General features: G+C 58.2%; 12 protein-coding genes. 4 read left to right on the forward strand and 8 right to left on the reverse strand.

Annotated elements, in window-relative coordinates; genetic code table 11:
- Positions 1–13: 13 nt before the first annotated feature.
- Both ahcY and manA read right to left on the reverse strand, forming a co-directional pair.
- A complete protein-coding gene (gene ahcY, locus Q0X28_RS00500; RefSeq protein ID WP_296237983.1) occupies positions 14–1,519 on the reverse strand; it encodes an adenosylhomocysteinase in 1,506 nt (501 codons plus the stop codon).
- A gap of 106 nt (positions 1,520–1,625) precedes the next feature.
- Positions 1,626–2,867: a mannose-6-phosphate isomerase, class I gene (gene manA, locus Q0X28_RS00505; protein WP_296237985.1), complete on the reverse strand. Its 1,242-nt coding sequence runs from the start codon at positions 2,865–2,867 to the stop codon at positions 1,626–1,628.
- Positions 2,868–3,359: 492 nt separating this feature from the next.
- Here manA and Q0X28_RS00510 point away from each other — a divergent pair, with 492 nt between their 5' ends.
- Together Q0X28_RS00510 and Q0X28_RS00515 are read left to right on the forward strand one after the other, a co-directional pair.
- Positions 3,360–4,121, forward strand: a complete 762-nt coding sequence (locus Q0X28_RS00510) for a hypothetical protein (RefSeq protein ID WP_296237987.1) — start codon at positions 3,360–3,362, stop codon at positions 4,119–4,121.
- Between the two features lie 12 nt (positions 4,122–4,133).
- Entirely contained in the window at positions 4,134–5,402 is a 1,269-nt protein-coding gene (locus tag Q0X28_RS00515) for an aminotransferase class III-fold pyridoxal phosphate-dependent enzyme (protein WP_296237989.1), read from the forward strand.
- 151 nt (positions 5,403–5,553) lie between these two features.
- Here Q0X28_RS00515 and Q0X28_RS00520 read toward each other — a convergent pair whose 3' ends face one another.
- Positions 5,554–6,909, reverse strand: coding sequence for a phosphomannomutase/phosphoglucomutase (locus tag Q0X28_RS00520; RefSeq protein WP_296238149.1), 1,356 nt, complete (start codon positions 6,907–6,909; stop codon positions 5,554–5,556).
- 145 nt (positions 6,910–7,054) lie between these two features.
- Between Q0X28_RS00520 and Q0X28_RS00525 the strand changes: the two genes are divergently transcribed.
- A complete protein-coding gene (locus Q0X28_RS00525; RefSeq protein WP_296237992.1) occupies positions 7,055–7,564 on the forward strand; it encodes a metallopeptidase family protein in 510 nt (169 codons plus the stop codon).
- A gap of 110 nt (positions 7,565–7,674) precedes the next feature.
- Here the strand turns inward: Q0X28_RS00525 and Q0X28_RS00530 are convergent, their stop codons facing one another.
- The 5 genes from Q0X28_RS00530 to rfbB all read right to left on the reverse strand — a co-directional run bounded on the left by Q0X28_RS00530 (position 7,675) and on the right by rfbB (position 12,713).
- Entirely contained in the window at positions 7,675–7,923 is a 249-nt protein-coding gene (locus Q0X28_RS00530) for a WhiB family transcriptional regulator (protein ID WP_053962733.1), read from the reverse strand.
- Between the two features lie 467 nt (positions 7,924–8,390).
- A complete protein-coding gene (locus Q0X28_RS00535) occupies positions 8,391–9,494 on the reverse strand; it encodes an NDP-sugar synthase (protein ID WP_296237994.1) in 1,104 nt (367 codons plus the stop codon).
- 64 nt (positions 9,495–9,558) lie between these two features.
- Positions 9,559–10,455 (reverse strand): glycosyltransferase family 2 protein, encoded by an 897-nt coding sequence (locus Q0X28_RS00540; RefSeq protein WP_296237997.1) that lies wholly within the window; start codon positions 10,453–10,455, stop codon positions 9,559–9,561.
- A 14-nt stretch (positions 10,456–10,469) separates the two neighbouring features.
- Positions 10,470–11,504: a dTDP-4-dehydrorhamnose reductase gene (rfbD, locus tag Q0X28_RS00545; RefSeq protein WP_296237998.1), complete on the reverse strand. Its 1,035-nt coding sequence runs from the start codon at positions 11,502–11,504 to the stop codon at positions 10,470–10,472.
- 177 nt (positions 11,505–11,681) lie between these two features.
- Entirely contained in the window at positions 11,682–12,713 is a 1,032-nt protein-coding gene (rfbB, locus tag Q0X28_RS00550) for a dTDP-glucose 4,6-dehydratase (protein ID WP_298575433.1), read from the reverse strand.
- A 266-nt stretch (positions 12,714–12,979) separates the two neighbouring features.
- On the opposite strand from rfbB, the gene Q0X28_RS00555 reads away from it, so the two are divergent.
- Positions 12,980–14,482, forward strand: coding sequence for an LCP family protein (locus Q0X28_RS00555; RefSeq protein WP_298575436.1), 1,503 nt, complete (start codon positions 12,980–12,982; stop codon positions 14,480–14,482).
- The last annotated feature ends 86 nt before the right edge of the window (positions 14,483–14,568 follow it).

Raw genomic sequence — 14,568 nt, forward strand, 5'->3', positions numbered from 1 at the left:
CAGGCGGCAGAATTTAGTAGCGGTAGTGTTCCGGCTTGTAGGGGCCTTCCACATCCACACCAATGTATTGTGCCTGTTCCTTGGTCAGCGTGGTGAGCTTTCCACCGAGAGCTTCCACGTGGATGCGGGCGACCTTTTCGTCCAGACGCTTGGGAAGGCGGTAGACCTCCTTGTCGTAGTTTTCGGAGTTCTGGAAGAGCTCAATCTGTGCGGCAGTCTGGTCGGCAAAGGAGTTGGACATTACGAAAGAGGGGTGTCCGGTGGCGTTGCCCAGGTTGAGGAGGCGGCCTTCGGATAGCACGATGATGCTGTGGCCACGGCCGCCGTCCAGGCTGGGGTCGAAGGTGAAGAGGTCCACCTGCGGCTTGATGGGAGTGCGCTTTACCTTGGGGTGGTTTTCCAGGGTGGCCATGTCGATTTCGTTGTCGAAGTGGCCGATATTACCGAGAATGGCCTGGTCCTTCATACGGCACATGTGTTCAAAGCTGATGATGCCCAGGTTGCCGGTGGCGGTGACGACGATATCTGCTTGCTCGATGAAGTCATCCACGGTGACGACCGGGAAGCCATCCATGAGGGCTTGCAGGGCGTTGATGGGGTCGACCTCCGTGGTGTGGACGCGGGCGCCCTGGCCGTCGAGGGCTTCTGCGCAGCCCTTGCCCACGTCGCCGTAACCACACAGCAGCACAGACTTGCCGCCGATGAGGACGTCGGTGCCGCGGTTGATGCCGTCGATCAGGCTGTGGCGGGTGCCGTACTTGTTATCGAACTTCGACTTGGTGACGGCGTCGTTGACATTCATTGCGGGGAAGGGCAGGGTGCCTTGCTGCGCGAACTGGTAGAGGCGATGGACACCGGTGGTGGTTTCCTCGGTGACGCCACGAACGGTGGCACCCACGTTCTGGAAGAAGTTCTTGTCGGAGTCGGCTGCCAGGAGTTCCTCCAAGAGAGCCTTGAGGACCTTCTCATCCGCGGAGTCGCGGTCAGTGATGGGAGGTACCACGCCGGCGTTTTCGTAGTCCATACCAGTGATGACCATGAGGGTGGCGTCACCCCCGTCATCGAGGATCATGTTCGGGTAGGCGGAGGCGGGGTCTCCCTCGACGGCCGGCCAGTGCAGGATCTGTGAGGTGCACCACCAGTATTCTTCGAGGGTCTCACCCTTCCAGGCGAAGACGGGGACGCCCTTGGGCTCCTCCGGGGTGCCGTACTTGCCGACCACGATGGCGGCAGCGGCTTCATCCTGGGTGGAGAAGATGTTGCAGGAGCACCACCGTACCTGGGCGCCGAGTGCGACGAGGGTCTCGATCAGTACGGCAGTCTGGACGGTCATGTGGATGGAGCCGGCGATGCGGGCGCCCTTGAGTGGCTGTACGTCGCGGTATTCTTCGCGCAGCGCCATCAAGCCCGGCATTTCATGCTCGGCAAGGGTGATCTGCATTCGGCCAGCTTCTGCCAGGCTCAAATCGCGAACTTTAAATTCCAGTCCGTTGCGGGTGTCCACAACAAGTTCAGACATTCTTTCTCCTGCTAATGCTCATAGGGTCTCATAGGGTAGGGAACTCAGCATGCCGTCCGTGTGGAGACGCCGGGGCAGAAGTGGCTCCCGGCATGCAAGGAATACTTTACGGTACGCGTGCTAGGAAAACAGTTGCGGGGCTCTCACCAGTGGTAATGGCAGGGCGATCCTCCCAGGAACCGACCCATGCGGCCTGTCCTGCAGGCACATCCAAGTACTCGTCACCGGTCTGTGGGGTTAGGGTGACGGATCCTTCCGTCACCAGCACAATAAACGGTCCCTCTACTCCAATTTCGGCAGTGGCCTCCGCCTCCAGGCGGGTACGGCTGAGACGGAATTCGGGTACTGGAGTGAGGTATTCCACCGAGTCGACACCTTCTGTAGGGAGGATACCGTGGGTGGGGGCGATGACCGGCGCGGCTGGAGCGACGGGGTCAAGTAGCGCGTCGAACTGCAGCACATGCATAAGTTCGGGGACATCGACGTGCTTGGGGGTGAGGCCGCCGCGTAGCACGTTGTCAGAGTTGGCCATAATCTCGACGCCTACACCATGAAGATAGGCGTGCAGCATACCGGGCCCCATGAAGATAGCTTCGCCGGGCTCCAGTGTGATGCGGTTGAGAAGCAATGCGCAGAGTGCCCCCGCATCGACTCCGTACTCAGAGACGAGGTTGAGGTAGGTGGCGGCTTCGTCAACCCATTCGTCATTGGCGGCTACTAGGCGCTGTGCGGCCTGTTGGGTGGCGTTGATGCAGTCGTGCAAATGGCCCCGCGTCAGGGTAATGAACGTGGTCATCACGGCACGGATACCGTTAGCGTCGGGTTCTGCTCGCAGCATTTCTGCGAAGGGTTGCAGTTCGGCCACATGAAGGGAGTCAAAGAGGGCGAGGGTGTGCTGCGGGTCCCGGAATCCAGCCAGCGCGTGAAAGCGGGTGAGCCCAACAATAAGTTCTGGCTTGTGGTTGGGGTCGTGGTAGTTGCGGTCCGGGGCGTCCACCGGAACACCTTGTGCGTTCTCGCGTGCGAAGCCTTCTCGCGCTTGCTCCTTGCTGGGGTGGGCTTGCAGAGAGAGTGGTTCTTCCGCGGCCAGAAGTTTGAGGAGGAAAGGCAGATGGCCCTCATAGGTCTGGGAGATGGATGAACCAAGTTCGTGTGCGGGAGCGGCAGCGATGACGTCGAGAAGAGTGCGGGTGTGGTCGGCAGCCAAGTGAGCGGGGTCGCCCGTGTGAGTACCGAACCACATTTCTGCTTCGGGGTGTTCGGTGGGTGTAGGTGCTCCGCGCAGCGCGGCTAGCTCTTGATGAGAGCCCCAGGCATAGTTCCGGATAGCACCATCGAGTAGGTACATTATCGCCTTTCCAGTGAGGTGTATGACCTGAGGTCTGGTCCCTCTGCACCGACCGTACCAGTATCGCACCCAGACCGGCCGGCGCATGCGCTATAACCCCATGCCATACAGTCCTCTGTGAGTGTACTCGCCGTTACGTAACTAACAGTTTTTCAGCAACTCTTTACGACAACTTATAGGTTATCTTCAGGGTTCACTAAAGTGCCCCTGACCTGCGGATACATCCGTTACAGCAGGTAAAAAAGTGGTATTTACCACGATTCTGTCAAGGAACCGTCCGCCCCATCGAGATATTCCTCTTTTTTCGTGCAATCCCCGCTTGGGGGAAATCAATCCCCGCTAGACTTAATGGCGTTCGCGCCCCGCATTTAGGTGTGCGACCGAACTGTAGTTTTGCGTACAGAAACGAATAAGGCAGACCCAATCTGCATAACTAGGAGTTCAGCAGCTCGAGCCGCTGCGGAGCCCCGTTCCACCGTGATAGGAGGAGAGATGGATTCCCGTACTATGGCTTCCATCAATCTGCACGCCGTTCTGCGAGCCTGCGTTCCGCTCGTCGAGAACGACCCCGTTGCACGGGAAATCGTCAAGGACAGCAACATCTCTGTCCGTTTCGATATCCCAGGCATTGAACCCCGCACCCTGATCTTCGATCATGGCACTGCGCGCAGCGAAGCCCCCGGACCCTCCAAGCCGGATCTTCGCCTCGGTTTCGGATGCCCTGCCCACTTTAACGCCATGGTCGCCGGCAAGGGCATCCCGGTACCCCTTTGGGGCGTCCATCGCATGGGCTTCCTGCTTGGTCCCTTCACCAAGCTGACTGATCGTCTGTCCTACATCCTCCAGACCCCCGAAGGCGCCGCCCTCACCGCCGAGGAAGAGGACCTGAAGACCTTCCTCACCGCTAACGTTGCATTCGCAGCTCTCTGCGAGGTTGCCAATATTGACCCGGTCGGCCAAAAGTTGGCCCACGGCATGCGCGACGGTGCTCTGATCGTTGAGGTTCCCTCCGAAGGCATCAAGCTCGCCTGCCAGGTCAAGGATCACAAGCTGACCTTCTCCCCCGATGGTTCTCACACCGACCCCAACGCGTGGATGACCTTCGACAGCAAAGAGACCTTCCGCGCAGTGCTCGACGGAGCCGTCGACACCTACGCGCTCATTGGTCAGGACAAGCTCGTCATGAGTGGTGTGATTCTCAACATCGACGCCGCGAACAAGATGCTCGGACGCGTCTCCCGCTACCTGGCCTAAGGAGAAATATCCATGGAAATTTTCGATTACCCCAAGAACCGCGAGGCTTTTGCCCGCGCAACTAAGGTCATCCCCGGCGGTATTTACGGCCACCTCGGACCGACCGAAGGCTGCCACATCCCGGCTTCTGCCTACCCCTTCTATTCATCCCGCGCTAAGGGCGCCTACATCTGGGACCTCGATGGCAACAAGTTCATCGACCACATGGCTGCCTACGGCCCCATGATTCAGGGCTACGCCGATGAAGAGGTCAACGAGGCCGCCTTCAAGGCTTGCCGCAATGGTGACTGCGTCACCCTCCCCGGCACTCTCTCCATCGACCTCGCTGAACTACTGGTAGATACCGTTAACACCGCTGACTGGGCCCTCTTCGCCAAGAACGGTGGCGACGTCACCAACCTGGCTATGATGACCGCTCGCTCCGCCACAGGCCGCGACAAGATCATCATGTACAACGGCTCCTACCACGGCGTGAACATGTGGATGCAGCACGAAGGCGACCCGGGTGTGTCCGCCGCCGACGTGTCCAACAACATCTACATCGACTGGAACAACCTCCAGCAGCTCAAGGATGTTATCGCCGCCAACGAAGGTGAGATCGCCGGCCTCATCGCCATGCCTTACCTCCACTGCGCCTTCGGCGACAACATCCTCCCTGCCCCCGGCTACTGGGAGCAGGTCCGCAAGATCTGCACCGACAACGGCATCGTCCTCATCGTCGACGACGTCCGCGCCGGCTGGCGTCTGGACCTTCAGGGCTCCGACCACTTCTTCGGCTTCGAAGCAGACCTCATCTGCTTCTGCAAGGCACTCGCCAACGGCTGGAACGTGTCGGCTCTCTGCGGTAAGGAATCCCTCAAGGATGCTTGCTCCGCCGTTATGTACACCGGCTCCTACTGGCACACCGCAGCCCCGTTCGCTGCTGCCATCGCCAACATCAACAAGCTGCGCAACCACGAAGATGCTTGTGGCCACATGCGCATGATTGGCGAAGGCATCATGAGTGGCCTAGAGAAGGTTGCCGCCAACCACGGCTTCCACATGGTCACCACCGGTGAGCCCAGCCTCTTCTACATGCGTCTTGCTGACGACAACAACTTCAAGCTCCACCAGGAGTTTGTCGCTGAAACCGTCAAGCGTGGTGCCCTCATGGCCTCCCACCACAACCACTTCACCAACCTGGCCGAAACCCAGGAAGATGTGGACAAGACCATCGAGATCTGCGACGAAGCACTCTCCGTAGTTGCTTCCCGCCACCCGGATATGGGCTTCACCGCCTAAATCCGTTTCTCGTTCTCGAAACGACAAAGAACCCCCGCGCCACGGCGGGGGTTCTTTTTTGAGTTCTGCAGCGCTAGCTTAGGGCATTGAACTAGAGGCTCTACCAATGCGCAGAGTAGAGATAGACGACACCTCCTACCTCTAGCGACACCTAGGCACGGATAATGGCGAGGATCTCCTCCACTAATGCGTCCACAGCCTCTTGTGAACTGGCCTCCACGTTGAGACGCAGCAGCGGCTCCGTATTCGAGGCGCGCACGTTAAACCAATTGCCGTCCTTCAAATCGACGGTCACACCATCGAGACGGTCAACATTCTCCGTCCGGTCTGCAAATGCTGCCACCACAGCTTCTGTGCGCTCAGCCTGCGCCTCCGCATTCGCCAGCCGGGAGTTAATCTCTCCCGAGGCAGCATAGCGGTTGTACTTAGCCATCATCTCGGACAGCGGCTTATCCTGCTGCCCCAACGCTGCAAGCACGTGCATCGCCGCCAGCATGCCAGAGTCCGCCCGCCAGAAATCCCGGAAGTAGTAGTGGGCAGAGTGCTCCCCGCCGAAGATAGCATTCGTTTCGGCCATCTTTGCCTTGATGAAGGAGTGACCCACCCGGGTCCGAACCGGCTCTCCCCCGCTCTCGCGGATAATCTCTGGAACGGCTTTGGAGGTAATCAGGTTGTGAATGACGGCCGAGCCGGGCTCGCGTGCCAACTCTCGCTCTGCCACCAGGGCCGCGATAGCAGATGGGGACACCGGCTGGCCCTTCTCATCGACGACAAAGCAGCGGTCGGCATCCCCATCGAATGCCACACCGATGTCGGCCTTCACCTCAGGGGTAAACTTCTGCAGATCCACCAGATTCTTGGGATCTAGCGGATTCGCCTCATGGTTCGGGAAAGACCCATCAAGCTCAAAGTACAGTGCTTCCACGGTGAGCGGGAGATTCTCCCACACTGCCGGGACAGTGTAACCGGCCATACCGTTACCTGCGTCCACCGCCACAGTCAGCGGCCGAACGTCCTTCAAGTCAACCAGTTTGTTGAGGTAATCCACGTAATCGGGCAGCATATCTCGGTTGGTGACATAGCCGTGGGCACCACGGAACTCCGGTACGCCCTCCGCTAGCTCTCGGGAAATGGTGGCAAGGCCCGTGTCCTGGCCCACCGGGCGGGCACCAGCCCGGCAGAGTTTGATGCCGTTGTATGCTGCGGGGTTGTGGGATGCCGTGAACATGGCACCGGGCATCTGCAAGAGCCCGGAGGCACAGTACATCTCATCCGTCGAGGCGAGACCAATGTTCACCACATTGAGTCCTTGCGCGACGACACCTTCTGCGAACGCATCCACCAACTCGGGGCCGGAGTCGCGCATATCGTGTGCGACAACGACGCTAAGGGCGCCTTCCGACCGCATCAGACGGCCAAACGATTGACCCACTGCACGCACAAAATCGGTGGTGATCTGATCACCAACCAATCCGCGGACGTCATAGGCCTTAATGACATCGGCGATAAATGCGGAATCCCACCGAGGGGATGAAGCAGCAGCATTGCTCACCGGGATATCTCCTTCTTAGTGAATGCATTTAGACACACTAAGCCTACCGCCTTTCGGCGTGGAACCTGCCATCTTATGGTGGGCTAGATAAGCTAACACTATGAACGAGGACACCACGGGCCCCAATTCCCTGCCTCGGCGGCCGCTGACGAGCCGCCGGGCAGATCGCCGTGGGCGGGGTCCCCGTGGGCCCATCATCCCCCCGCAGGTTCCTCGCTACTGCACCCGTGCCTCCGCCTTCGATGAAAATGCGTTAGAGGCTTTTGCGCGAATTGACGCAACGTTCCACGACGAATTGGGGGATCTCGATCTCGCCGTCGATATGGTGCCACGGATGCGCCTCAAAGCCGGTGCTACCCTGTGGCCGGACTCAGTCGCTGCTGACGGGCCTATTCCCCTGGGCCGTGTTTTGCCCGCATCCTTTGATAAGTGGGGTACCCCTATCCGCCCGCGTATCGTCTTGTTTCGCAAGCCTATTGAGGAAAGATGTGAGGACGAAATGCAGATGCAGCGCCTTTTGCACGCTATCCTCAGCAAGCTGGTGGCTTATCACCTCAATGTGGAGCCGCAGCTTATCGACCCTCATTACGACGAGGGACCCCAGGTATAAGTGCACCGAGAGTGTGTAATGCTCTGTCGGTCGCGTGCCAGCTTGTCATTCCATCACAAATGTTTGAGGGCCTCCCATGGGAGGCCCTCAAACAAGGTCTTCAAGAATATTTAGATAGCGCGTTTCTTCAAGCGGCGACGTTCACGCTCCGACAAGCCACCCCAGATTCCAAAGCGCTCATCGTGCTCAAGTGCATACTCCAGGCACTCGTCACGAACTTCGCAGCTTTGGCAGATGCGCTTAGCCTCACGTGTGGAACCGCCCTTTTCCGGAAAGAATGCTTCCGGATCGGTCTGTGCGCAGAGAGCTCGTTCCTGCCATTCCAGTTCGACGGCAGTAATCAGTTCCTCGACACTCATGCTAGCGAGCGGCACAGCACCTGGAGCTCCGTAACTAGTCACGTAGCCTCCTGTCGTGTGTCGTGAAGATGCGCAAGCGGTTACTTACACACTTGTTATTACACCCAAAAACTGGCGCAAAAGCAACCTAAATCGGAATTCTCTAATATCGCAAATATGCGCAAATACCCGTCATTTCACCCCCGGCGTGTCATGAGATTTGTGGCATATCTTCTTAATCTTTAGAAAAATGCGCCTGACGTGCAGAAACGCTGCGATTTTCTGGGAATAACAACATTCACAGTCCGCAACCCACATCAGTTATTTTCCGTCACACCCGTCACACACGCTACCAAAAAAGTTGCCGCATCCCGCCTACTGACCCCCACAATCCTCACCCCTACAGCCAGGTATAAAGCAAAGGTTGAAGGTTTACTCAAGGCCGCTACCCAACCTCGGCAGCGGCCTTGACAAGAGCACAACAGTTACTAAGCGTCCGTGGAAAAGCGAATGCCCGCCTCTGGAATCTCAATACCTGGCCATACACGAATACCAGCGACAAGTTCACAGCGGTCCCCCACCACCGCATCATCACCGATGACAGCGTTGCGAACCACACATCCGTCACCAATACGCGCACCATTGCCGATAAGAGAGTGCTCAATGACCACATCTTTGCCCACCACTGCGCCATCAAACACCACAGAGGATGACACCACCGTGTTATCCCCCACTACCGAGTCTTGGCCAATAACCGTGCCGCCCTGCAAGGTGGCAGACTCCGCAACCTCCGCACCCGGCAGGACCAAACATTCACCCTGATGGCCTTCCAAGGCCGGTGAAGGGGCAATGCCCTGCACCAGGTCCGCCGAACCCTGTACGAAGTCCTGCGGTGTACCCATATCGCGCCAGTATTGGGAATCCACATACCCATACATACGACGGTTCTCCTCCAACAACCGGGGGAACACATCACGCTCGACACTTACCGGGACACCCGCCGGAATACTCTCGATAATCTCACGGCGGAACACGTAGCAGCCTGCGTTTATCTGGTCTGTCGGAGGGTCGGGGGTCTTCTCCAAGAACGCTTCCACCCGGCCATCAGCGTCGGTAGGCACACAGCCAAACGCTCGCGGATCCGGCACCTGGACGAGATGCAGCAGCACCTCAGCCTGCTTCTCCACAAACGTCCCCAAAATATCCTGCAAGTCCGTCCCGCCCAGCACGTCACCGTTAAACACCATAATGTTCTCACCGCGTAGCTTCGGCAGGACGTTGCGAATTGCACCGCCCGTATCCAGCGGCTGGTCCTCCACCACATACTCGATCTCTAGACCGAAGTCGGATCCGTCACCGAAATACTCGGAAAAGACCTCAGCCTTATACGAGGTGCCCAGGACGATGTGCTTAATCCCGGCGTCTTTAATACGAGACAACAGGTGGGTGAGGAAGGGCAGCCCAGCCGTCGGCAGCATCGGTTTGGGTGCCGAGAGAGTCAGGGGACGCAGGCGCGTGCCTTTGCCTCCAACGAGCACCACAGCATCGGTGGCGTCGAGAACGTCCTGGCTCAGACGGTGAGGTGCGGTCATGGTGATATCCAATTCCTTGAAGTACGCAGAGTTATAGAAGAAACGGTGGACAGACGTGGAAAGGTCAGTGCCGCTCGCGGCGCGCCAACGATACGGCAATCTGACACCGAACCCACAGGCCAGCCTTTAGTATCCACCGTAGTGGAGCTTGCCACCAATGCGGGTGGCGATCGGCCTGGAATTTATATGCACTCCGATGGTGCGCTGGCAACATGGTCTCCGGATGAGAGCTGGCAGCATGGCCTTTTGCATGCCGAATCTCAGCGGAGGGGACAAAGATGTTCTGCCAACCTGCTTTACCGAGCCGGTCACCCAGATCCACATCTTCCATATACATGAAGTAGCCCTCGTCAAAACCAGCAATCTGGTAGAAGGCTTCCCAGCGCACCAACAGACAGGAGCCAGACAGCCAGCCAGCGGGCCGCTCCCTCGTCATGTTTCGATCATCCAAATAGGACTTCGTCCACGGGTTTCCCGGCCAGATTGGGCCAAGGACGGCGTGGGCGATCCCATCGCGAATATTCGGCAAAGCCCGCGCAGAAGGGTAGATCGTACCGTCTGCTTCGCGAATGAGCGGCCCCAGCGAACCAGCCTTCTCCCAGCGCTCAGCAGCAGCGAGCAGCGCATCAATCGACCCCGGTGAGAACTCCACATCAGGGTTGGAGATAAGGATGTAGTCGGTGCGGACATCCGGGCAATTGTCCTCAAGATAAGTGAAGGCCCGGTTAATAGCAGAGCCGTAGCCGAGGTTAGACCCCATGCCTAGCAGGCTGACGGTAAGGCCTGAAGTACCAGCGTAGTCACGCACAGCGGCCTCAGGTGCCTCATCGGTGGAGCCGTTATCCGCCATAACAACGTGCACGGGCTGGTTAGTCGCTGCAGGAATGCTGTCCAGGAAGGTACGCAAGTAGCGACCCGGTGAATAGGTGACGGTTATTACTGCTAAGGATGCTTGTGCCACGAGTATTAGCCTATCTATCCGACTGGTTGAACTCGAACTGAGGAATCGGCAGATGCCCCGCGGGCAGGCTCGGTATCTGCGCCCTGTGTACACTCATCCAGCGCCGCTTCAAGCGCCTCCTGCCAGGAACGCAGCGGGGTCAGCCCGGCATCGTGCCAACTAGTGGGGCTGAGGGTCGACCAGCTGGGACGCGTTGCCGACGTGGGGAACTCGCTACTAGCGCAGGGGCGCACAGCTGTGGCCGCGTCGCTATCATGCTGGCCGATAATAGCCTGGGCGAAGTTAAACCAGGTAGTGAAACCTGAGTTAGTGGCGTGGAGGAGAGAGGGCACCGCCTCTCCGTGGCACAGTTTCTGACAGAGTTCCCACAGCCCGCGGGCCAGATCAAGGGAGTAGGTGGGGCAGCCGTACTGATCATTGACAACCGTTACGCTCCCCTTCGCCTGATAGAGATCCTGCATCGTGATAACGAAGTCGCTTCCCCGCACACCCCACTGGCGACGTTTCGGACCGGTAAACAGCCATGAAGTACGCACGATAACTGCCTGGTGTGGTCCTTCAGCACCAGCCCACGCATCCATAATGGCAGCTTCCCCGGCGGCTTTACTGGCTCCATAGACGCAGCGCGGAGAGACCGGGTCATCCGTTTCCCACGGCAGACACTGTCCTGCATCATCGCGGCGCGGCTGCCCCCCAAACACGTAGTCAGTACTGAGGTGGATAAGATGTGTACCCCTCTCCCGGCAGAGTGCCGCCAACTCACCAGGTGCTTCGGCGTTGATGCGGTAGGCCAGGTCGGGGTTCTCCTCTGCCGCATCCACTGCCGTGTAGGCAGCACAGTTAATGACAATGTCTCCGGGGCCGAGCATGAGCGTCTCGCCAGAGGTAAATACCGTTGGGTCGGAGAGATCGCAGTCCCGGCGCGAGTACGTTACTAGCGGGGTTTCCTGCCCAACTTTCCACAGAAAGGCGGGTTGGGTGGTGAGGAGCGCATAGCCAAGTTGGCCACTGGCTCCCACAATGTGAATTCGGCAGCGATGCGTTGTCACAGGAATGCTCTCTTCTTTAGACGCTAGTGTCTGACGTTTCGTGTCATTCGGCTCATGATGTATGGATGTGCGATGGTGCGAGAAATCCACTCGATGGGCGCTAAGTGTATAGAGGTTACTGGGGTTTGTGCTGGTTTCCTAATAGCTGCACGAATCGGAGAGGCCAATTATCTGCAGTCAACGCGGGTCAACATCCCGGTAGGGTGCCGCCTGGTCGAGCCGTTCCAGCCGAGGTGCCCCCGCGCGCAACGGTTCCCACCACTGTCGGTTCTCGCGATACCAAGCGATAGTGGAAGCCAGTCCGTGGTCGAAACTCATGTAGGGTCGGTATCCCAATTCCGCTCGGGCTTTAGAGTCGTCCACGCAGTAGCGCATGTCATGGCCAGGTCGGTCTGCCACGAACTCGATCATGTCCTCACTCATCCCCATCTCGGCGACAATCCGACGAGTCATTTCTAGCGCGGACATTTCCGTCCCGCCCCCAATGTTGTAGACCTCCCCGGCACGGCCCTTCGTCAACGCCAGCGCTAACCCCCGGCAATGGTCGGTAACGTGCAGCCAGTCGCGGCAGGCAGAACCATCACCGTAGACCGGTACCTTCTTTCCTTCCATGAGGTTGGTGACGAAGAGCGGGATGAGCTTTTCAGGAAACTGGTGCGGGCCGTAGTTGTTGGAGCAGCGAGTAATCACGACGGGTAGGCCGAAGCTGCGGAAGAACGCTTGGGCGACGAGGTCCGAGCCTGCTTTCGACGCGGAGTAGGGGCTGGTGGGGAGGAGCGGGTCTGTTTCCGGCCAGGACCCCAGCGGGATAGAACCGTAGATTTCGTCGGTGGAGACGTGAACGATGCGGGCAGCACCGACATCATGGGCGGCTTGCATGACGGCGGCAGTCCCTACGACGTTCGTGTGCGCAAATGTGGTGGCTCCGTTAATGGAACGGTCGACATGCGATTCTGCGGCGAAGTGGATGACGGCGTCGTGTCCGCGCATTGCCTCGTGCAGGGTAGGTTCATCGCAAATGTCACCGTGGATAAAGGAGAAGCGGGAGTCACTAGCGCATTGGGTGAGGTTCGTCAGCGTGCCCGCGTAGGTGAGGGCGTCATAGACGGTGACGGCTTCGAGCTCCGGTAGATCCAGTGCTCCGTCCAGAGCCATTGTGGTAAAAACTGAGCCGATAAAGCCAGCTCCACCTGTGACGAAGAGCTTCACCCTGTGTCCTTCCCCTACGTGCTAGTGCTGTTCCTAGATTACCTACTGTGGGAGCAGCCCTGTGCATTTCTGGAACAGCTGCTGCAGTGCACCCGAAATTCTTGGTCTCACCTCAGTTTTTTCTTGTTGAGTGGGCTCGTCAATTGTCGAAATGGAGAGCTTATTTCGTAGGCTAGTAAGAGTACTCTGTTACCACAGAGTGATCTTCTAGTTATCCGCCAGTAATAGTCCTGGTGGGTGGGTTATCGACGAGGGAAGGAGATGCTATGAATGCCCGCGCTCCTCAGACAGTTCTGACGCGCGTTGTGCGGCCAATTATCGCCATCATCGCCATCCTCCTCGTCGTTGTGTCGACCTTCGCTTGGTCAAAAATCGACACTCTCAAACACAACACCGCGAACGCATTCCTTACCCTGGGCGGTGAGGCAGACGGCGCTACCGACATCCTCCTCGTTGGCTCGGACTCTCGCACTGATGCCAAAGGCAATCCCCTCACTGCCAGTGAACGGCGCATGCTGCACGCGGGCAATGATGTGGAATCGACCAACACGGACACCATCCTGCTGGTGCGTATTCCCCACAACGGCCGATCTGCTACCGCTATCTCCATCCCCCGCGACACGTGGATCTCCACCCCAAAGTTGGGCGAAGGCAAGATCAACGGTGTCTACGGGCAAACGCTGCTGCTGGCCAAGCAGGAAGCACTCGCCAAGGGCATGTCTCCCCAACAAGCCGAAAAGATTGCCACTGATGCGGGCCGTGAAGCCCTCCTCCGTGCAGTCGCTGATCTCACCGGCGTGACGGTGGACCATTATGCCGAAGTGGGCTTGCTGGGATTTGTCCTGATTACCAATGCTGTGGGCGGCGTGGAGGTATGTCTCAACCAGGCCGTCAACGACCCTTACTCAGGTGCACACTTCCGTGCAGGTGTACAGACACTGAGTGGTTCTAAGGCACTTGCGTTTGTCCGTCAACGCCACGGTTTGTTGCGTGGTGACCTCGACCGTATTACCCGGCAGCAGGCGTATATGGCCTCTATGGTGCGCAAGGTGCTTTCCGCAGGTGTTCTCACCAATCCGGATGCGCTGAACCGGCTTACGCTGGCGATTAACCGCTCCGTGGTAGTGAACGAGGGCTGGGATGTGGTGCAGTTCGCCCAGCAGCTACAGCACTTGACCGGCGGGCAGGTGAAGTTCTCGACGATCCCCGTCGTCAACCCTGATGCTCATATGAATCTGGATAACGGCGACATGGTAAGTGCTATTGAAGTCGATCCGCCGGCTGTGAAGGCGTGGGTCGAGCGCACCATTGGTTCTGCCAAGAAACCAGGGAAGAAGAGGGAACTACCGAAGCCGGAACGCGTCAACATTGATCGTTCTGCCGTGTCACTATCAGTCTTGAACGCCGGTTCTCTCGCCGGATTGGCTGGTTCGGTGGCCAAGTACCTAGAGGGCCTGGGCTACCAGACCCAGAACACTGGAAACTCTGACAATGACACCCCAACTAGTGTGGTGGTGGGTAATCCTCAGACTATGGCTGCGGCAGATGCCGTGAGTAAAGACTTGGGTGGTCTCCCTGTCCAGAGTTCCGCAGATGTACCTATTGGAACCGTGCGAGTAGTCCTCGCTGACGACTATGAGGGACCGGCTACAAAGGACGGGAAAACCGTCTTCGCCAGTGATCTTGAGCTACCTGCCAAACCCACTGTGAGCCCCGGTAGTACTCCCTCTATTAGCGCGGGTGGACGTGGCCCACAATGCGTCAATTAGGTTCTGTGCCCCAGGCAAGCAGCGCTAATGTGACTTTGCCAACTATTGCCATTTACACATTAACACTTATTGACAATCTGTAATTC

The sequence above is a fragment of the uncultured Lawsonella sp. genome (assembly GCF_947252745.1).
Lineage (GTDB): Bacteria > Actinomycetota > Actinomycetes > Mycobacteriales > Mycobacteriaceae > Lawsonella.